Source organism: Kitasatospora sp. NPDC058046 (assembly GCF_042885595.1).
GTDB lineage: Bacteria > Actinomycetota > Actinomycetes > Streptomycetales > Streptomycetaceae > Kitasatospora.
In genome coordinates this window covers 68,145-87,741 of record NZ_JBHVRS010000023.1, presented here as the reverse complement: position 1 = coordinate 87,741, position 19,597 = coordinate 68,145, and the positions used below count along the sequence as shown (strand labels likewise).

General features: G+C 70.6%; 15 protein-coding genes. 11 read left to right on the top strand and 4 right to left on the bottom strand.

The window, feature by feature from the left end; translation table 11 throughout:
- The first annotated feature begins 410 nt into the window (after window positions 1-410).
- A complete protein-coding gene (locus tag ACFVU7_RS35530) occupies window positions 411-1,598 on the top strand; it encodes a PLP-dependent aminotransferase family protein (protein WP_388049455.1) in 1,188 nt (395 codons plus the stop codon).
- A gap of 177 nt (window positions 1,599-1,775) precedes the next feature.
- Entirely contained in the window at window positions 1,776-2,324 is a 549-nt protein-coding gene (gene lspA / locus ACFVU7_RS35525) for a signal peptidase II (RefSeq protein WP_234348152.1), read from the top strand.
- A 100-nt stretch (window positions 2,325-2,424) separates the two neighbouring features.
- Here the strand turns inward: lspA and ACFVU7_RS35520 are convergent, their stop codons facing one another.
- Window positions 2,425-2,994, bottom strand: a complete 570-nt coding sequence (locus tag ACFVU7_RS35520; RefSeq protein ID WP_388049452.1) for a LuxR C-terminal-related transcriptional regulator — start codon at window positions 2,992-2,994, stop codon at window positions 2,425-2,427.
- A 95-nt stretch (window positions 2,995-3,089) separates the two neighbouring features.
- On the opposite strand from ACFVU7_RS35520, the gene ACFVU7_RS35515 reads away from it, so the two are divergent.
- From ACFVU7_RS35515 to ACFVU7_RS35480, 8 genes are all read left to right on the top strand, one after another.
- Complete coding sequence (locus tag ACFVU7_RS35515) at window positions 3,090-3,374, top strand: hypothetical protein (RefSeq protein ID WP_388049449.1); 285 nt, start codon at window positions 3,090-3,092, stop codon at window positions 3,372-3,374.
- 82 nt (window positions 3,375-3,456) lie between these two features.
- A complete protein-coding gene (locus ACFVU7_RS35510; protein WP_380777028.1) occupies window positions 3,457-3,999 on the top strand; it encodes a stage II sporulation protein M in 543 nt (180 codons plus the stop codon).
- The gene (locus ACFVU7_RS35505) at window positions 3,996-4,604 is read left to right on the top strand and encodes a hypothetical protein (protein ID WP_388049446.1); all 609 of its coding nucleotides are present in this window, start codon (window positions 3,996-3,998) and stop codon (window positions 4,602-4,604) included. Before ACFVU7_RS35510 ends, ACFVU7_RS35505 begins: the two co-directional genes overlap by 4 nt.
- A 130-nt stretch (window positions 4,605-4,734) precedes the next feature.
- On the top strand, window positions 4,735-5,157 hold the full coding sequence (locus ACFVU7_RS35500) for a hypothetical protein (protein WP_074004720.1): 423 nt from the start codon (window positions 4,735-4,737) through the stop codon (window positions 5,155-5,157).
- Complete coding sequence (locus ACFVU7_RS35495; RefSeq protein ID WP_388049443.1) at window positions 5,157-6,794, top strand: hypothetical protein; 1,638 nt, start codon at window positions 5,157-5,159, stop codon at window positions 6,792-6,794. Before ACFVU7_RS35500 ends, ACFVU7_RS35495 begins: the two co-directional genes overlap by 1 nt.
- Window positions 6,791-7,528: an ABC transporter ATP-binding protein gene (locus ACFVU7_RS35490; protein WP_388049440.1), complete on the top strand. Its 738-nt coding sequence runs from the start codon at window positions 6,791-6,793 to the stop codon at window positions 7,526-7,528. The genes ACFVU7_RS35495 and ACFVU7_RS35490 overlap by 4 nt, the downstream gene beginning before the upstream one ends.
- A complete protein-coding gene (locus ACFVU7_RS35485; RefSeq protein WP_388049438.1) occupies window positions 7,525-8,550 on the top strand; it encodes an ABC transporter ATP-binding protein in 1,026 nt (341 codons plus the stop codon). The genes ACFVU7_RS35490 and ACFVU7_RS35485 overlap by 4 nt, the downstream gene beginning before the upstream one ends.
- On the top strand, window positions 8,544-9,275 hold the full coding sequence (locus ACFVU7_RS35480) for an ABC transporter permease (protein ID WP_388049436.1): 732 nt from the start codon (window positions 8,544-8,546) through the stop codon (window positions 9,273-9,275). Before ACFVU7_RS35485 ends, ACFVU7_RS35480 begins: the two co-directional genes overlap by 7 nt.
- 811 nt (window positions 9,276-10,086) lie before the next feature.
- Here ACFVU7_RS35480 and ACFVU7_RS35475 read toward each other — a convergent pair.
- Genes ACFVU7_RS35475 through ACFVU7_RS35465 form a run of 3 tightly spaced genes read right to left on the bottom strand, consistent with a single transcriptional unit; the run spans window position 10,087 to window position 16,243 of the window.
- The gene (locus tag ACFVU7_RS35475; RefSeq protein WP_388049434.1) at window positions 10,087-13,236 is read right to left on the bottom strand and encodes a type I restriction endonuclease subunit R; all 3,150 of its coding nucleotides are present in this window, start codon (window positions 13,234-13,236) and stop codon (window positions 10,087-10,089) included.
- Window positions 13,236-14,501: a restriction endonuclease subunit S gene (locus tag ACFVU7_RS35470; RefSeq protein ID WP_388049431.1), complete on the bottom strand. Its 1,266-nt coding sequence runs from the start codon at window positions 14,499-14,501 to the stop codon at window positions 13,236-13,238. The genes ACFVU7_RS35475 and ACFVU7_RS35470 overlap by 1 nt, the downstream gene beginning before the upstream one ends.
- Window positions 14,498-16,243, bottom strand: coding sequence for an N-6 DNA methylase (locus tag ACFVU7_RS35465; protein ID WP_388049428.1), 1,746 nt, complete (start codon window positions 16,241-16,243; stop codon window positions 14,498-14,500). Before ACFVU7_RS35465 ends, ACFVU7_RS35470 begins: the two co-directional genes overlap by 4 nt.
- A 456-nt stretch (window positions 16,244-16,699) precedes the next feature.
- Between ACFVU7_RS35465 and ACFVU7_RS35460 the strand changes: the two genes are divergently transcribed.
- Complete coding sequence (locus tag ACFVU7_RS35460) at window positions 16,700-19,537, top strand: protein kinase (RefSeq protein WP_388049425.1); 2,838 nt, start codon at window positions 16,700-16,702, stop codon at window positions 19,535-19,537.
- The last annotated feature ends 60 nt before the right edge of the window (window positions 19,538-19,597 follow it).

Sequence of the window (19,597 nt, the reverse complement as noted above, 5' to 3'; positions counted from 1 at the left end):
GGAGATCAGACATGACGCCCCCTATTATCACTTCGAACCGACCGACGGCATGACGGAACGCATCCCGGAGAACCAGGGAAAGGAAAGAGAGATTCGGAATTCCCCGTCAGAACACTGTGGAACACGGCACACGGCCCCCAGAGACTGACATACGCACCGCACGGCCCGACAAGCCCGTTCGACGGCCGACCACGCGTTTTCGGCCCATCTGGCGGAAGACCGCAGGTCAACGTCGGCCCCGGTCCCACCTGGTGGTTTCCGGAAGATCACGGTCCGGCACGGCCGGTCGCGGAACCCGCCGTCACCACGGACGCCTGAGCGATCTCGGCAAGAAATCGACGGGACATGTTTGGGCACCCGTGGGACTCCCGCACCCGGGACACCGCCCCGATCGTCCGTATCCTGCGGGCATGACGAGCCCAGCCGCCGCCCCCGTTCCCGTCGCCCGCCACGCCGCCGCCCACGCCTCGTCCGTGCGGGAGATCCTCGAACTCACGGCGCGGCCGGAGGTGATCTCCTTCGCCGGCGGCCTGCCCGCCCCGGAGCTCTTCGACGTCGCCGGCCTGCGGGCCGCGTACGACCACGTGCTGGCCACGGCCCCGCACCGCGTCCTCCAGTACTCGACCACCGAGGGCGACCCGGCGCTGCGGGCGGCCGTCGCGGAGCGGCTGGGCTCCCGCGGCCTGCCCACCCCGGCGGACGACCTGCTGGTCACCTCGGGCTCCCAGCAGGCACTGACGCTGGTCTCGACGGCGCTGCTGGCCCCCGGCGACACCGTCCTCGTGGAGAACCCCACCTATCTGGCGGCCCTGCAGTGCTTCGCCTTCGCGGGAGCCCGCGTCGTCCCGGTCCCGTCCGACGAGGACGGCGTCGACCCGGTGGCGCTGGCCCGCCTCGTCGCCTCGGAGCGGCCCAGACTCCTCTACCTCGTCCCCAACTTCCAGAACCCGACCGGCCGTACGCTCCCCGTCGAGCGCCGCCGGGCCGTCGCGGAGGTCGCGGCCCAGCACGGCCTGTGGATCGTCGAGGACGACCCCTACGGCGAGTTGCGGTTCGACGGCGCACCGCTGCCGTGGATCGCCTCGCTCGACGCCGCGGCCGACCGCACGGTGCTGCTCGGCAGCCTCTCCAAGACCGTGTCCCCGGGCATGCGCCTCGGCTGGCTGCGCGCTCCGGCCGAACTGCGCCGCGCCTGTACGACGGTGAAGCAGACCACCGACCTGCACTCCTCCACCGTCGACCAGGCCGCCGCCGCCCGGTACCTCACCCATGCCGACCTCGACGCGCACCTGACGCGGGTCCGCGCCGCCTACCGGGAACGCCGTGACGCGCTCCTCGACGGCCTGCCCCACGCGCTCCCCCACGGAAGCACCTGGAACCGGCCGGACGGCGGGATGTTCGTGTGGGTGCGCCTGCCGGACGGGCACGACGCCACCGCCCTGCTGCCCCGGGCCGCGGCCCACGACGTCGCCTACGTACCCGGCGCGCCGTTCTTCGCCGACCGGCCCGACCCGGCGACCCTGCGGCTGTCGTTCACCGGACACCCCGCCGCGGCGATCAGGGAAGGGCTGACCCGCCTCGCCGGGATCTTCGGGTGACCATCGGGACCCGCCGACACCCGGCGACGGCGGGGGCCGGCGCCCGGCAACGGCGCAGGTATGCTCCCGTTCTGACGGTGCGCTCCCGTACTTGTGGACACTCGTGCGCAAGCCGCCGTCACCTACAATGCGGCCATGACTGGCTTACTACGCCTACGGGTTGCGCGAGGAGCTTCCTTGTCCGGTGACACGCCTCGACGACTGGGCACCATGACAGCCGTGGCAATCGCACTGCTGGCGTCGGATTTCATCACCAAACAGATAGCGCTGACACATTTCTCGGGGACCGATCCGACATCGACCCTCGGCGGGCTTCTGAAATTCACGCTGGTCTTCAATTCGGGTGGGGCGTTCTCCATCGGCGCGGGGGAGACCTGGTTCTTCACCACGGTGAAGATGCTGGTCATCGTCCTCATGCTGGTGGTGTCGCCCCGGATCCGCACCCCCCTCTGGGCGGTCTCCTTCGGGCTGGTCATCGCCGGTGCGGCCGGAAACCTCATCGACCGGCTGTTCCGGGACCCGTCCCCGTGGGAGGGACGCGTCGTGGACTGGATCCAACTGCCGCACTGGCCGGTCTTCAACCTCGCCGACTGCGGCGTGGTCTGCGGCAGCGCCCTGGTGATGTGGGCCTCGATGCGCGGCATCCGCCTGGACGGCACGCGCGCCACCGAGGAGCCGGCCGAGCCGGACGCGACGGAACGGACCGCCGAGGTGAAGAACCCGTAGGGCAGCCGGCCGTCCGGCCCGGGGAGAGCCGCCCGGCCGGCCCCGAACCCCCCTGCGGGGCCCCCGAGTCGTGCGCCGGGCCCCGCACGGGGCCCCTTCCTCACGCCGCGGCGTGGGCCCTGAGCAGTCCGTACCGCTCGGCCGGGACGGCGGCCTGGGTCCGGTTGCGGACGCCCAGTTTGGCGAGCAGCTCGCTGACGTAGTCCTTGACGGTCGCCGGGCGGAGGTACAGCCGCTCGGCGATGTCCGCGTTGGACAGACCCTCGCCCAGGCGGACCAGGAGCTCCCGCTCGCGGGCGTTGAGCCGGGCCGGGACCTGCCGGTCGGGCGGCTCGGGCGCCACCGCCGGGGCGGCCGACCGGAGTTGCGGGAAGACCACGGTGCCGCCCGAGGTGAGCACCCGGACGGCGTCCAGCAGCAGGCCGCTCGGGGCGTTCCGCCGGAGGCAGCCGACCGCGCCGTGCCGCAGCGCCCGGTTCAGCAGGTCGCCGTCCTCCTCCGTGGCCAGCATGGCCACCCGGGGCGCCCGGGGCAGGTAGATCAGCGAGAGCAGGGTGTCGAGGGCCGCGTCGGCCTGGCGGCCGAGGTCGAGCAGGACCAGGTCGGGCTGGAGCGCGCGGGCCTGCTCGACCGCCCGGTCCACCGGACAGTCCGCCACCACCGTCAGCACGGGGTCGGATTCGATGATCAGGCGCAGTCCCGAAGCGACCGGTGGCTGCCGGATATTCCCAACCACTCCCTAAAAGTGGCGAACTGGGGATTAACATGTCCGTTTTCTCGACCCCGAAGAAGCGCATCGCCGCCGCCGGCGCGGCCGTTGCCGGTCTGAGCGCCCCGCTCCTGCTGGCCGCCACCACCCCTGACGTGCTGACCGGCTACTTCGGTCTGGAGTACAAGAGCGCCGACCGCGTGCTGACCGCCATCGAGGCCGGCACCGACGTCGCCGCCGCCCTCTCCCTGTTCGGTGGCGTCACCACCGCCGGCGGCGTGGCCATGTGGATGCTCAAGAAGGCGATCACCGCCGGCGGCCGCCGCGCCATCATCGCCTGACCCGGGCGCCGGCCGGACCCCGCCGCACCGGCGGGGTCCGGCCCACTGGCCGTGTGCAGCAGACGACTTGGGGAGGGACGACGTGATCGCGGGAGTCCGCGGAGGGCTCGCAGCCGCCTGGGCCCGGCAGCGCTGGGCCGTGGCCGCGGGGCAGTTGCTCTGGTTCGCCTGCATGGCGATCGGGATCGCCTGCTCGGGCGGCATCGAGTCCGCCGTCCGCGTGGAACCCAAACCCGCCGGTCCGGGCCTGTGGCTCGAGGTCTTCCTCAACAACGCCAAGGTGGCCGCGCTGGCCTTCAGCGGAGTCGCCACCCTCGGCCTGACCACGGTCGCCTTCTCGCTGCTCTCCGGCCTCGGTGTCGGCGTGCTGATCGGGCACGCGTACGCGCTGGGCGGCGGCCAACTGCTGCGGGCCGTCGGACCGCACGCGGTGCTCGAACTGCCGGCCCTCGGCCTCGCCGTCGCGGCCGGCCTGGCCCCGGCGCTCGGGCTGTCCCGCCGCCTGGTGTCCGGACGGGGCGCCCCGTTCAGCCAGCACGTGGTCGACGCCGCTGTCCTCTTCGGAACCTCGCTGGCCGCGCTCGCCGTGGCCGCGGGCGTGGAAACGTGGGTGAGCCCCCGATGACCTTGACCACCACGACGGACCACCGTCCCCTACTCGATCCGGAGGCCGCGCCCGAAGGCCGGGACGACGGCCGGGCCGGGCGCCTGCGCCACCGCGCCGCCCTGGCGCTCGCCGTCCTCGTCCAACCCCTGGCCGGTCTCGGCCTCCTGGACCGCTACCGCGCGGCCGTCCTGGAGAAGATCCCCGACGCGGCACCGGGCGCGGTGAAGGCCGGCGTCTGGGCGGGCTGGCTGTTTGGATCGGTGCTCGGCGCGATCGGCGTGCTGCTGGCCGTCCTGCTCGCCGGCGCCGCCGGTGCCGCCGCCTGCCGACTGGCCGGCGCCCGCGACGGCTTCGCCCGGGACCGCGCGACCGTCGGCACGGTGGCCGCCCTCTACTTCGTGGGCAAGCTGCTGCTGCTCGGCGCGGGCGCCGCCCTGGTCGGCCGCCCCTCCTGGGACGGACTGGTGGACGCGCTGGGCAGCGCCGACCTCGGCCTGGTCGTGCTGTTCGCGGCCTTCACCGAGGTCCTGCGCCGCAGCACCGGCCTGAGCCCCGCCCGCAGCGCGGCGGCCGCGCTCGCGCCCACGGCGGTGCTCCTCGCGCTCTGCCTGATCCCGCGCTGAGCCCGCGCCGGGCCGGGACCGGGCCCGCACCGCCCGCACCGCTCGCGCCGCCCGGACCGCTCGCACCGCTCGAGAGAACGACCCCCGTACGACCCGTACGACCCCGCACGACCGAGGAGCCGACATCACCGTGGTATCGCAGATCAAGCCGACCGGTGCGGCCGTGGCCGGCCTGCTGGCCGTGGCCGCCGCCGTCCTGGCCGGTGTCCGGACGGTCTGGTACTGGACGAGCCGGCCGGACACCCTGGCCGCGGTCGACCGGGCCGACCGGGTCGTCGACGCCGCCCGGTCGACGGTGGTGCAGACCCAGGACCTGCTCAACTGGGGCTGGCTGGCGGCCGCCGTCCTGCTGCTCGCCCTCGGCGCGGTGGTCGCCCTGGCCTCCACCGGCCGCTGGCTGCTGTTCGGCTTCTCCGCCCTGGTCTGCATGCCGCTCGGGGTGGCGGGCTTCCGGCTGCCCGCCGCCGCCGGACTCAACGGGACGGCCGCCGGCTTCTGCGTCCTGGTCGTCGCGGCCAGCGCGGTCGCCCTGCTCACCGGCCGGCGGGACTGATGGACGGCCGCCGACTCGCCTGGACCGCCGGGCTGGCCCTGGTCGACGCCGACCTGCGGCGCCGGCGCAACCGCCTCCCGGGGCTGCGCACCCTCGCCCCGCCGGCCCGGGCCGTGCTCGCGTTGGCCGTCGGCGTCGGCCTGGCCACCGTCGCGGCCCTGCTCTGGGGGATCGGCTCGGCGCTCGGCCGGGTCTTCCCGGTCGGCCCCGAGGACGGCACTGTCGTGTCCGGCGCCTGCTGGTCGGTGGCGGTCGTACTGGTCGCCGGCCACCTGCTCTCGGCGCGGCCCAACCAGGCCCGGCTGCTGCTCGATCCGCCCGACCGCGCCGTCCTGCTCCCCTGGCGGGTGCCGCAGCAGTCCGTGTTCCTGGCCCGCCTCTGGCTGCCCGCCCTGGCCGGGGCGGTCGGCTCCGTGGTGGTCGCGGGCCTGGCGGCCGGCCCCTGGCTGGCCGCCTCCCCCGCGGGCCGGGCCCTGCTGCCCGCCGTGCTCACCGCCGTCGCCGGATCCGCGCTGGCCGGAGCGCTCGGCCACGTGGCCGCGACCGCCGCGCTGATGCTGGGCCCGCGCCGGGCCCTGCCGCTCGCCGCGCTCGGCGTCCTGCTGCCGGGGCTGTTCGCCCTCGGGCTCGTCCTCGGACCGCTCGCCGACCGCCTCCACCTGTCCGGCCGGGCCGAACCCGAGGAGTACGGGGCGGCGCTGCGCTCCGCCGTGGCCCGCCTCCGCCCGGACCTCTGGGACCGCCTGCTCGACCCCGACCGGCTCGGGACGGCCCTGCTCGGCTGGTGCTCGGCCCTGCTGCTGCTCGGCGGCCTCGCCCACCTCCTGCTGCGCCGGGCCGCCACCCGCGGCGCGCTCCGCCCCGCCGTCCCCGGCGGGCCCGCGGCCGCCGCACACACCTCCAGCACCCTGCTCGACCGGGTGCCGCCGGTGCTGCTGCCCGCGGCCAAGGACCTGCTGGCGCTGCGCCGCCGCCCCGTCGCCAGCACCGGCGCGCTGTTCCGGACGGCCCTGGTCGGCCTCGCCCTGGCGGCGCTCGGCGCGGGGGTCCGGCTCGGCCACGGCGGCGAACCGCCGTGGCGGCTCCCGCTGGGCGCCTGGAGCGTTCCGCTGGCGCTCGCCGTGTTCCTGGCACTGTCCACCGTGGTGGCCCAGGTGGCGGGGGTCGAGGCCGAGCAGCGGTCGCTCGACCTGCTCCGCCAGGCGCCGGTGCCGTTCGGCCGGATCCTGGCCGGGAAGGTGGCCTCCTGCTGCGCCGTCGCGGCCGTACCGGTCGTACCGCTGTACCTCGGGCTGCTGCTGGTCGGCGGCGGGAGCGTGACCGCGGGCGCGCTGCTCGCCCTCCCCGTCGCGCTGTTGGCCGGCAGCTGCGCGCTGGTGGCCGCCGCCTTCCTGACCCCGGCCGCCGAGGGCTTCGCCGACGGCCGGGCCGCCCGTTCCGGCGCGGCCGAGACCGTGGAGGGCCTGCTGGCCGCGGTGCTGGCCGCCCCCGCGGCGGCCGGGCCGGTACTCCGCTCGGCCACCGGCACCGGCGGGGCCGTCGAGGCGGCGGCCTGCCTGTTCGACCTGGCCCTGCTGCTGGCCGTCCTGCGGTTCGCGGCCCGAAGTGATCTCCGAATCCGGAAGGTGCGCCCGTGATCGCCGTCGAATCCGCCAGTGTCCGGTACGCCGGGCACACCGCCCTCGCCGAGGTCGGACTCACCGTCGGGGAGGGCGAGTTCGTCGCCCTGGTCGGCCACAACGGGTCGGGCAAGACCACCCTGCTGCGGCTGCTCGCCGGGCTGGAGGAGCCCACCTCGGGCCGGGTCGCCGTCGCCGACCGGCCGGCCACCGCGCTCGCCGTCCGGGCCGAGCGCGGCTACGCCCCCGCCGAACCGCCGCTCTACGACTACCTGACCGTCCGTGAGCAGCTGGTCCTGGCGGCCAGGCTGTACGGCGCCCCGGTGCGGGAGGCCCTCGCCGCGCTGGCCGGCACCGCCCTGGAGGACCGCCCGGACGCCCTCGTCCGGGAGCTCTCGCTCGGCATGCGCAAGCAGCTCGGCCTGCTCGTCGCCACCGTGCACCGGCCCCGGCTGCTCCTGCTCGACGAGCCGACCAACGGCCTCGACAGCGGCGCGGCCGGCGCGCTCCGGGCCGCCGCCGACTGGCGGGACCAGGGGCGCACCGTCCTGCTCTGCACCCACGACCTCGGCTGGGCCGACGAGTTGGTGAGCCGGCTGGTCGTCCTGGACCACGGCGCCGTCCGCCACGACCTCCGGCTCGACGGCGAGACGGCCACCGCCGCGCTGCACCGCCTCGACCCGACCGGCACCCTCCTCACCACCGCCGACTCCCCGACCCACCCGGCCAGCACGGAGCCCGCCACACCATGACCCCTCCCACCGCCCCTCCCTCCGCCCCTCCCAGCGCCCCTCCCAGCGCCCGGACGGCCGGCCCGGCGGTCGAGGTCCGCGGACTGCGCCGCCGCTACGGCGCCCTCACCGCCCTCGACGGCGTCGACCTGACCGTCCCCGCCGGCTCGCTGACCGCGCTGATCGGGCCCAACGGCTCCGGCAAGACCACCACCATGCGCGTCCTACTGGGCCTGGACCGCCCCGACGCGGGCACCGGCGCCGTCCTCGGGCACCCGCTGGACCGCCCCGAGCGCTACCTCCACACGGTCGGCGCGCTGATCGAACAACCCGCGCTCTACCGGCGACTCGACGCCCGCACCAACCTGCGGGTGCTCGCCGAACTCGGCGGCATCCCCCGCGGCCGGGTCGACGAGGTGCTGGAGCAGGTCGGCCTCACCGCCCACGCCGGCCGACCGGTGGGCGGGTACTCGCTCGGCATGCGCCAGCGGCTCGGCATCGCCGCGGCCCTGCTCCCCGAGCCCCGGCTGCTCGTCCTGGACGAGCCGATGAACGGGCTCGACCCGATCGGCATCCTCCAACTCCGGCAGCTGCTGCGGTCCCTGGCGGACGCCGGCGCCACCGTGCTGGTCTCCAGCCACCAGCTCAACGAACTGGACGCGATCTGCGACCGCTTCGTCCTGATGCACCGAGGCCGGGTGCTGTTCCAGGGCGGCAGGGCGGAGCTGACCGCCTCCCGGACGGCCGTCGTCGAACTGGCCCCGGAGTCCGCCGCCGACGGCGCGGCCCTCCACGACCTGCTGAGCGGGGCCGGGTACCCCAACCGCCACGAGGACGGGCTGCTGCTGGTCGAGGCCCCCGCCGACGTGGCCGCCGAACTGAACCGGATCGCGGCGGCGGGCGGCGTGACCCTCGCCCACCTGGCCGTCCGACGGACCTCCGTGGAGCAGGCCTTCCTCGCCCTGGTCACCGGCACCGGGCCCGCGCCGACCGCCCCTCCTCGCCCGACCAGCCCGACCGAGAGGACAGCCGTCCCGTGCTGACCCGCGTGCACCAGGCGTTCCGCAGCGAGCTGGTCAAACTGCTCCGGCCGCGGCTGCTCTGGCCGCTCCTCTGCTCCGTCGCGGCGGCCACCGCCGCGGTCGCCGCCGGCACCGCCGCCCTCCGGGACGACCCCGGCCCGGTGGACCTGCTCGGCGCCGCCCGTACCGCCACACCCCTGATCGGCCTGGTCATGATGTGCGTGGCCGCCAACGCCTTCTGCCAGGAGTACCGCGAGGGCACCTGGTGGAACCTGCTGGTCCGCCAGCCGGCCCGCGGCGCACTCGCCACCGGCAAGCTCGCCGGGCTGGCCCTCCTGTCCCTGCTGGTCGCCGCCACCGTCTGGGCCACCTGCGCGGCGACCACCACCCTGACCGCCGCACGCCACGGCTCCCCACCCCACTGGGACGGGGCCCCGTCCACCACCCTGCGCCTGCTCGCGGCGATGCCCGCCTACACGGTCCTGGGCTCCGCCGCCGGCCTGCTCCTGCGGTCGACCGCGGCAGCCCTGGGAACAGTCCTCGGGTGGACCCTGGTCGCCGAGTCCGCCCTCACCGCCCTCGCCGCCACCAAGGGCTGGGACATCTCCCCCTGGCTCCCCGCCTCCGCCGTCACCCGCCTCTCCGCCGCCCCCTCCCCCACCCTCCCCACCCTCACCACCACCGCCTGGTGCACCCTCCTCTTCACCACCGCCACCCACCACTTCACCCGCACCCCCCGCCTCTGACCCACCCCCCGGCTCCCTGATTCCCAACACCGAGGGCCGGCGCCGCAAACAGAACCACAAGCAGTTCACCAAGGTCGCCAACCCGAACCCGCCCAACGACGACTCGCTGGTCATCCCCTACAGCCCCCGCCGGAATCCGCCCACCAAACCGACCACACCTTGCACGCCCTCGACGCCCCCACCTGACAAAGGCCGCCCTCGCCGAGACCATCACCGAACTCGCCACCGTCGAGACCGCCGACGACCGAAACGACCAACAGCCCGAACAGCATCAGCGCCGCAGCCGCGACACTTCGCCCAACCCGTTCACGAAACCCGCCGCCCGCGCAGCCTTCGACGCCATCACCTGGATCCTCGACAGTACCGACCACACCGTCCTCGGCCACCCCGTCTGCCGCGCCCAGCGCCCGCACTTCCACCGGCAACTGCCCACTTACCAGCCGCCCCGACCAGAAGGACCGCCCACACCCTGGCCGATGTGGCCCAGAGACCACCGTGCGACCACCAGCCGACACCACAACAGAAAGAGCCGGTACTCGGTTTCCCAAGTACCGGCTCTCACAACCGAAATCACTGTCAGGACGACAGGATTTGAACCTGCGACCCCTTGACCCCCAGTCGCCCGGCGATCACCATCGCTGCACGTCGGACGGTAGACAGCCCGCGCTGTTCGTTCACCGAAAGGCACCTCAGGGACAGTGGTGACCAACGCGTGGTCCCCGGCGAGTCCCTACGCCTGCCCCAACCGTTGCGATCCCTAGGCGGGTGTCCCTACTGGGGCAGGAAATCCGGGACGTGAATACTGTCGCGCCTATGAATCCCCCTGCTGATCAACCGCTGCTTCATAGAAGGCATCCGCAAGGGCGAGAATGATCGCGTTGATAGCCGGCCCGTCAGTGAAGAAGTAGTCAGCCATCGTGTTGTGGGCATCCTGGTTGTCTGCGACCGCCTCAGAGACGGCAGCCTGGAAGTCTGGCGACTCTATGAACTGCTTCTTGGTGTTGGCCTTGGTCTGCTTGACCAGGTCAGAGTTGGCGAGTAGTCGCTGGACGAGCCCCTGAACGAACTCCCGGACCTGGGAGGCCGCGAAGGACTCCGCGCCGAAAAGGTCGTTCATCTTGTCTATGACGACCTGGAGTGCGACGTACTTCGGGTCCTTCTTCGCTCCCGTGCCGGCGGCGCTGATGCCCTTCAGTTGCCCATCACCCACGAGCGAGATGTCGACCGGGATTGCTTTGCTGTGCTTTACCCCGACCAGTACCACGTCGGACAGGTCGACCTCGGCCGTCCACGAGGACTCGGCGATCACCTTCTCCAGCAACCGCAGGAAGATGGACAACATCTCCATGTAGGCGTCGCCGTAGTCGACGATCTGGGACATGAAGTCGTAGAGGCGTACATAGGTGGAGACATCCTTGCGGAAGAGGTCGAGCTCGTTGAGCGTGACCTTGTCCTCTTCCTCGATCGCCCGCGCGTAGCGGCGGCGAAAGTCATGCTGCGCCGGGCTGATCGCCGCCGAGAGCGCGTTGTTGCCCTTCCGGGTCACCCACAGCTCGGCGACCTTGCGGACGTCGTCCTCGCTGTAGATCCCGGACTGGGCGAGCTTGTTGGACAGGTGGACGACCACGTACGGATCGGTCTCGGTCTCCAGCGTGGCACTCTTGAAGTACGGCTCGAACGCCGCCTTGATGTCCTCGGGCTCGTTGGCGAAGTCGATGACGAACGTCTTGCGCTTCTGCTCGCCGCCAGCGGTACGGTGGGTGCGGTTCAGCCGGGAGAGCGTCTGCACCGCGGTGATACCCGGCAGCTTCTTGTCGACGTACATGGCAGAGAGCAGCGGCTGGTCGAAGCCGGTCTGGAACTTGTTCGCGACCAGCATGATCTTGTAGGTCTGGCCCTTGAATGCGGCTGCCAGATCCGTGCCGGCGCCGGGGTTCATGTTGGCCTCCGTGTACTCGTCGTCCTCCGACGGCTGCGGGCCCCAGTCGCTGTGCCAGGTCTCGCCCTCGGGCATCGTCACCCCGCCGGAGAAGGCGACCAAGGTGCGGTAGTTGTACGAGGCATCCTCAGCGCGGCGCTTGGTGATGTAGGCATCTATGGCCAGCTTGTACTTCACCGCCGACCTACGGGATCCGGTCACCACCATTGCCTTCGCCCGGCCTTCCAGGAGGTAGGCGATGTTGATGTGGAAGTGCTCGACGATGATCTGCACCTTCTGGCTTATGTTCGTCGGGTGGAGCAGCACCCACCGCATCAGGCCCTTGCGGGCGGTGCCCTCCTCGACCTCGCCTCCGACACCAGCACCACTTCCGGCCTTGCCCGCGATCTTCAGCGCGGTGTCGTAGCTCTGATAACCCTTCAACACATCGAGGATGTAGCCCTCCTCGATCGCCTGCTTCATCGAGTACAGGTGGAACTCGCGAGGCTTCCCGTCAGCGCCCTTACGACCGAACAGTTCGAGGGTCTTGCTCTTCGGCGTCGCGGTGAAAGCGAAGTAGGAGATGTTCTCCGACTCGGCCCGCTCCGTCATCTCGGACGCGAGGACCGCCTCCACGTCGACCTCGCCGCCGTCCTCGATCTCCTGGATCTCCTCGGCGGTCAGCACCTGCTTCAGCTTCGCGGAGATCTGGCCCGACTGGGAGGAGTGCGCCTCATCGGCGATGACGGCGAACCGCTTGCCCTTCAAACCGGCGTCGCTACGGATCTCATCCAGGGCATGCGGGAACGTCTGCAGCGTCACGACGATGATCAGTTCGCCGTTCTTCAGTGCCTGCGCCAGCAGGCCCGACTTCGACTTCGCGCCTGCCTTGCGGACGTCCTCGGGCCCAATGGTCGCGACGATCTTCCCGGTGCCGTCGATCTGTCGGATCGCGTCCTGCAACTGGGTGTCGAGCACGGTGCGGTCCACGACAACGATGACCGAGTCGAAGACCTTCTGGTCGTCAATGTGCAGCCGCGCCAGGCGGTGGGCCGTCCACGCGATGGTGTTCGTTTTCCCCGACCCGGCGGAGTGCTCGATCAGGTACCGCTGGCCGACGCCCTCCTCGCGCACCGCGTCCACGATGTTCGTGACGGCTTCCCACTGGTGAAACCGCGGAAAGAGCATGCTCGTCCGCCGCACCGAGGTGCCGGTTGAGACGTCCCACTCCTCCTTGGTCTGGACGATCATCAGCCGGCCCACGATGTTCAGCCAGGCGTGTTTCTCCCACACCCGCTCCCACAGGTATGCCGTCGCCGACCGGCCGTCAACACCGGGCGGGTTGCCCTCGCCGCTGTCGAAGCCGGTGTTGAACGGCATGAAGTGGGTCTTGTCGCCTTCCAGCTTCGTCGTCATCGCCGCGAGGTCGTTCGAAACGGCGAAGTGCACCAGAGCCCGGTGCCCGCAGGAGAGCAACGGTTCGGGACGGCCGTTCGTCAGCGGGTTGCGGTCGTGTTTGTACTGGTTGATTGCTTCGTTCAGCGACTGGGTGAAGTCGGTCTTCAGTTCCACCGTGGCCACCGGGAGCCCGTTGACGAAGAACACCAGATCGATGCTGCGCTGGTCGGCGGTCGAGAAGTGCACCTGCCGCACCACCCGCACCTTCATCGCCTCGTACTGCGCGGTGCTCGTCGCGTTGAGCGCGGTATCTGGACGGAACTGCGCCATCTTCAGCCGGCCACCGCCGATGTACTGCACCCCGTTGCGCAGGATGTTCAGCGTCCCGCCGCCGTGCTCCAGTGGCCGGTCAAGCGCCGCGGTCAGCACGTCGAGGAACTTCGCCTGCGACCCCGCCGCCTTCAACGCCTTCCCGAATGCCGCCTTCTGCGTCGCCTCCAGCCATGCGAACAGGTCGGCGGGGAACAGCGCCCGCTCTCGGTCGTACTCCCCGCCGTCGTGGTCGTTCGCCGAGTACAGCCAGCCGTGGTCCCGGAGGTACTCGCAGATCTCCTTCTCGAAGACGGCCTCGTTGTGGTCAGCCATCACGCCACCTCTCGGATGTCGATCTGCCCTGTCACGGCAGCGGTGATCAGCGCCGCGCGGCGTTCCTTTGAGAGTTCGACGAACCGCTCGGTCTCGGCCATGAGCGTATCGATCTTTGTGATCTGCTCCCTGATCTGCTGTGTAACTCGGCGCTGCTCATCAACTGGGGGGATTGGTACCGGAACTTGCACCAATCTTGACTGCCGGATACCCGCGACGGTGGACCCACTTGCTCCATCCCGCAATAGAGCTTGACCTTGGTCGCTCTCAAGGAAGAACCGGAGGTAGGTGGAGTCCAGAATATCTTCACGGCCCCGAAGTGCGAACAGGCGCTGACTCAATACAAGAGGCGCATCAGCGGGAACCTGCGCAACATTCCCCAACGGCGCTTCCGATGTGAGGAGAACGTCCCCTGCACGTAGTCGAACTGGCATCCACTTCTCGAACATCCAGTAGGGAACGAACCGTTCACGCTCAGCCCAGGAGATGTGTCCGTTCTTGATATGGATGGCCGAGACGACTGGAACACCCTGGTCGGTGAAGTCGTCGGTTCTGTCCCCAACTTTGCCAGGCGTCTTTCCTCTGTGATCGATCAGTTCTTCAAGTACCGAGCCGAGCGGCGCCGTAGGATGTGCCTGACTGAATGGGATTGCCATGACAGCAACACGGCGCTCAGTGAGCAATCCGATAAGGATCTGCTGCTCCTCGATGAGCGTGTCGATGCGAGCCGTCTCGCGGTCGAGGTAGTCGGCGATAGCGCTCTGGTCCTCCAGCGGGGGAACTGGCAGCGGGAGATTGTCCAGGTCTGGCTGCTGCACGCGGCGGTCAAACGTCGTCTGCGCCCGCGTGTACAAAAGGTACTGGTCAAGGTAAGGCTGCGATCGCAGCAGGTGATGAACGAACCGCGGAAGCATGGCACCGCGCGACCTGAAGACGCGGTAGTCCGGACTGACCGCTCCTGCGCGGCGCGACACGCCGATGCCGCCGCCGATCAACCACATCGGGTTAACCACAAGGTCGTCGATTTCGGCCACGAGATACTTCGGCAAGCTGGCCTCGTCGGGCTCCTGACGCCCGCCCATATCAGCGCGTCTGACGACTTCACCCGTTGAACGCAGCGACAACATCTCGTATGTAAGGTCAACATTTCGTCGATCGAGTCGGTCGAACAGACCCTTGAAGCGAACCACGTCCCACGACTCAGGCAGGTTCCCAAGCAACTCGGAGACTGCACGGTGTGCACCGATCAGCGTCAGAGAGTTCACCCCTCGACCTCCCTCAGCAGGCCGAGGATCTTGGCAACCTGGTTCTCCAAGTCGGCATCGATCTCGGCAAGTGGGCGGGGCGGGACGTACCGGTAGAAGTGGCGGGTGAAGGGGATCTCATAGCCGGTCTTGGTCTTCGCCCAGTCGATCCAGGCGTCAGGGGCGTGCGGCTTCACCTCTGCGTCGAAGTACGCTTGGGCGACCTTGCGCAGCCCTTCCCCGCCGGCAGTTGAGTCACCGTAGGTGAAGGGCACGTTCTCGGTGTCACGCTTCTTTGAGTCGGCCTTCGGGGCGCCCTTGCGGTCGACGACAGGGTTGCCGCCCTCGTCGAGCAACGGACGTTCGACGGTGACGCTCCAGTAGCCGAACTCGTCGTTGCGCAGCACCTTGGAGAGGTCGGGGTCGGCGTCCTCAAAGTCGGCGTACAGTTGTACGATCTTGGCGCGATCCGCGTTGCTGATCTCGCGTCCCTTGGATCCCAGGTTCTTGCGCATCTTGGTCCAGAACGACGTGCCGTCGATGAGCTGGACCTTGCCCTGGCGGTCGGGGTGCTTGGTGTTGTCGAGGATCCAGATGTACGTGGCGATGCCGGTGTTGAAGAACATGTTGGTCGGCAGCGCGATGATCGCCTCGACCAGGTCGGTCTCGATCAGCCACCGGCGGATGTTGGAGGGACCGGACTCGGCGGCACCGTTGAACAGGGGCGAGCCGTTCATGACGATGCCGACCCGACCGCCGCCGTCTTCCGGGGCGCGCATCTTGTGGGCCAGGTGCAGCAGGAAGAGCATCTGGCCGTCCGAGGTCGCGGGGAGCCCCGGCGCGAAGCGGCCGTATGGGCCGGCTGAGGCGCGCTCCTCCTGCACCGCCTTGGCGTACTGCTTCCAGTCCACTCCGTAGGGCGGATTGGACATGCAGTAGTCGAACTGACGGGTCTTGAAGGCATCGTCGGTGAGGGTGTTCCCGAAAGCGATGTTCGTCGTGTCGTGGCCCTTGGCGAGCAGGTCAGACTTGCAGATGGCGTATGACTGCGGGTTGTACTCCTGGCCGTACAGGGCCAGCTTGGCCCCGGGGTTGTGCGCGAGCAAGTGCTCCTCGGCCAGGGAAAGCATGCCGCCGGTGCCAGCGGTGGGGTCGTACAGCGACCGGATGATGTCGCCCTCGGAGAGATCGACGTCCTTGTCCGCGAAGAGCAGGTCGACCAGCAGCCGGATCGCGTCGCGCGGCGTGTAGTGGTCTCCGGAGGTCTCGTTCGCAGCCTCGTTGAACTTACGGATGATGTACTCGAACGCATCGCCCATGTCCGAGTTGGACACCACCTCGGGATGAAGGTCTACGCCGCTGAAGGACTGGACGATCTCGCGCAGGAGTCCGGCCTTCTCCAGGGCCAGGATCTCCTTCTTGAAGTCGAAGTACTCGAACACGTCCACGTCGCCGGAGAACCGGTCGATGTAGTCGGCGAGGTTGTCCGCCAGCCCATCCGCGTCGGCCAGCAGGTTCGCGAAGCCGTAGTTGGAGGTGTTGTAGAACTGCCGTCCCGTGAGCTTCTTGACCTCAACCTTGAGCCGGTTCGGATTCTCGTACCTCTCAGCCAGCTCCCGTACCGCCGCGCGATCCGGCTCGAGTACGCAGTCGAGCCTCCTCAGGATCGTGAACGGGAGGATCACTGTCCCGTACTGGTTAGGACGGTAGGGGCCTCGAAGCTGGTCAGCGATTGACCAGATGAAGCTACCGAGCGCGCTCACAAGGTTCCTCACGAAAATCGTCTAGCAGAGACGACCACTCTGCCAGAGTCAGCAGCCAGCATCCCACGGTTCAACCACAGAACCCCCTCCAAGATCGCACCCTGACCCGCTGAGATGACCCTCTGATCGTCGGCCGGGATGCTTTCGTGCCCTTCCAGGGCGCCGACCACTCGCAGTGGCGCCTGTTCTGCCCATCCTCGGGAGCCAGGCACCAGGTCGTCCTGTGGGTGGAGGGGCACTGGCATCTCGCATGCTGGCCGACCGACACGGACACCGGCCTGGCCACCCCGTAAGCACCCGCACGCTAGCGCTGGTGCGCCCTGCCAAGGGTGGCGCTCCGGGCCGCGGCCACCCCGACCTGCGACTGTCCAACTGGCCTCCGGGGGTCTGCGGCGTGGGCCAGAATGTGAGGTGCCGGCTCAGGGGCAGGCAGCGATCAACCAGCAGGGGCGGGGCATGAGCACGGAAGCGGACACGGCGCAGGATCTGACGGCTGCCTACGACAGGTGGCGCACGGCCCCGCCGCCAGAGGCTGGCACCGATCGGGTCATGGCGGTGAACCGCCTGATCAAGGTGGTGCAACCTCTCGTCGAGGTGTCGGATGAGCTGTGCAACGTCGCCCCAGGGCCCCTCAGCGGGCCGCTGGCCGCGTTCGAGTACGAGGGACGCGACTACCTGCTGCTGGCGAGCGACGCCGGTCCGCAAGATGTCGACGAAATGACTACGGCGTTCGCCAAGCTGGCCACTGCCTCCCCCGGTGTTCGGCACGTGCTGCTGTGCACCGGCCCGGAGCCCGCCCGCCAGGCCGGGCGGGCGGCGCAGTTTCTGGATGCCCTGGTGGGGCGGGTCATCGTCCTGGACCGCAGTCATCTGGACGCGGCTGTGTGCGGGGTCGCGACGCTGGCCGACCTCATGAGGGCCGCGTTCCGCCGTGGTGGTGCACTCCATCCGGCCCTGGCCGATCTTGTCCTGCCCCGCGCCGTCCCGGCCGTCCCCACGTCGATGGACCCGGCCGGACGACGGCAGGAACTCCTCACCTACTTCGCCGCTGCCCCGGCCACCGAGGCAGGGGCTGGGGGCGTGGAGGTGCGACCGCTGCTCGTCGGCGGCCTCGATGGACACGTCCCCACCGGCCTGGCCCTGGCACCGGACGGGAGAGTGCTGGTCACGGTGGACGGCGGGATCATCGACCTTGACCCGCGCACCGGCGTCACCCGTTGGTACCTGGCGCTGGCCGGCTGTGACGGCCCCGTCCTGCCCCGGGACGACGGTTCCTTTCTAGTGGTCCGCGGCGGCGCCGTGCTGCGCTGGCATGAGGGCTTGTTGAGCGCTGTGGCCGGCGGGTTCCCGCCGGGGGCGCGCTTGGTCGCCGGGGACCGCGGTGAGGTGTGGGTGCTGTCCGGCTCGGGGGTCACCTTCGGGTCCGGCAAGGGCACGCTCGCCCTGACCTGGATCGGACTCGAGGCCGGCCGCCAGGTCCGCTACCCGATCGCGTTCGACGCCGCAGTTCGCTCCACGGTGTGCCTGGGGCGGCGCCGCTTTCTGCTCGCGGCCGGTGGCCATCACGCGGTGGTCGACCTCGCGCTCAGCACCGACGCTGGCCCCCGCTCCGCCTGGATCCCCTCCCAGGCGCCCTACCCCGGCCACATGCTGGCCGCTGGCAGGGACGGTGCCTTCACGCTGTCCCCAGACGGATCCGGAACTGGTCTCCTCCTGCACCATGTGGACACCGCGGCCATGACTGGTGCCCCGGAGCCCCTCGCTGCCCCGCCGCTCGCCGTCGCCGCGGGTCTGGCCGCCGCTGGAGACGGCTCGGCCCTGCTGTTGGGCATGCTCCCCGGCGTGCCCGGCGAACAGGTGCCGGTGCTGCTGCGTCTGTCCGGTCTTCCCCACGACACCGCCAGTCCCGAGAGCCCTGCCAGCGAGACGGATACCTGGCCGCAGGGGACCCGGGAGCCGTACCGGGAGGTGGCCGAGAACGCGGCCGGAAACAAGCGGCACTACCGGCAGGAGGCCGACAAGATCGGCGCCGGCGGCCAAGGTACGGTCGCCCGCGCCACCCACAAGCCCACCGGAGTGGAGGTCGCGTTCAAGCGGCGCACCTCCGACCTGCCCGACGCGGTGGCTCGGATGACCCGTGAGATCGAGCTCGCCCGGCACCTGGGCGGCCATCCGCATGTTATGCCGGTCCTGGACGCCGCCGCCGACCACCGCTGGTTTGTCATGCCGCTCGCCGAGGCGACGGCGGAGGACCGCTGGGCCGAGCTGCGCGACCCGACCCAGCTGCGGGTCCTGGTCGACGCCGTTGCCTCCGCGCTGGCCGCTGCCCACAAGAACGGCTGGGTTCACCGGGACGTCAAGCCGTCCAACATTCTTCTTCTGAACGGGGCTTGGCGGCTCGCGGACTGGGGTCTTGTGCGCCGGCCGCGCGGCGAGACCACCAACCCCAACCGCACCCGCTTCGGCCTCGGCAGCCCCGGCTTCGCCGCCCCCGAACTCAGCCACCCCACCGGAGCCCACGACGCCGGCCCAGCCACCGACATCTACGGCCTCGGCCAAGTCATCGGCTGGGCCCTCACTGGCGAGGAGCCCCACACCAACGTCCCACTGCTCCCGCAGTCACCGAGCCCGTGGCGGCATATCGTCCAGCAGGCCACCCAGCTCGACCCTGCCCATCGCCCGCAGGACATCGCCGCGTTTCTGGCCCTCGTGGAACGGGAAATGGCCGCGTCCCAGGAACTGCCCACCGTGCGTGCGCAGCGTCTGCTGGCCGAGGCCAACATGAAGCGCGGTAACGGCCCCGGCGCGGCCGACGAGCTCCTGGATCTGGCTGCCGCGAACCCCACGGACACCTACCTGTACCTGGAGGTCCTGTCCGAACTCGAGCAGCCCGGGCCGGCGCTGCTGCGCAACCCACGGCGGGCCGCCACCGTGCTGCAGGCGATGGGCACCCACCGGCACGCGGACCCCTGGCCCAGCTTCGCCACCATGGACCGGGTGATGCTGTGGCTCCTGGAAGCGGCACGGACAGCCGGCAACGCCGGCGAGCTCGAGCTGCTGGCGGAGGCAGCCACCGCGCTGTGCTCCTGGGATGAGGCCCAGAACCAGTGGACGCCGCAAGGCGCCACCCTGCGGTGGCTGCGCACCCTACGAGGCACCATGGCAACCGAGGTGGCTGGCGTGCTGCGCCGCTTCCCGGCATCGGCCCGCCACTACCGGGACCTGACCGGCGAGATGGGCGTGGACCTGGCGATCCGCTCCGCAATCCACCACGTCACCCGGGACCAGCCGTGAGCACCCCGGGCTGCGGCAGGCCGCTTTCACCGAGGAACACCGCCCGAGGTCCCGGGGTGC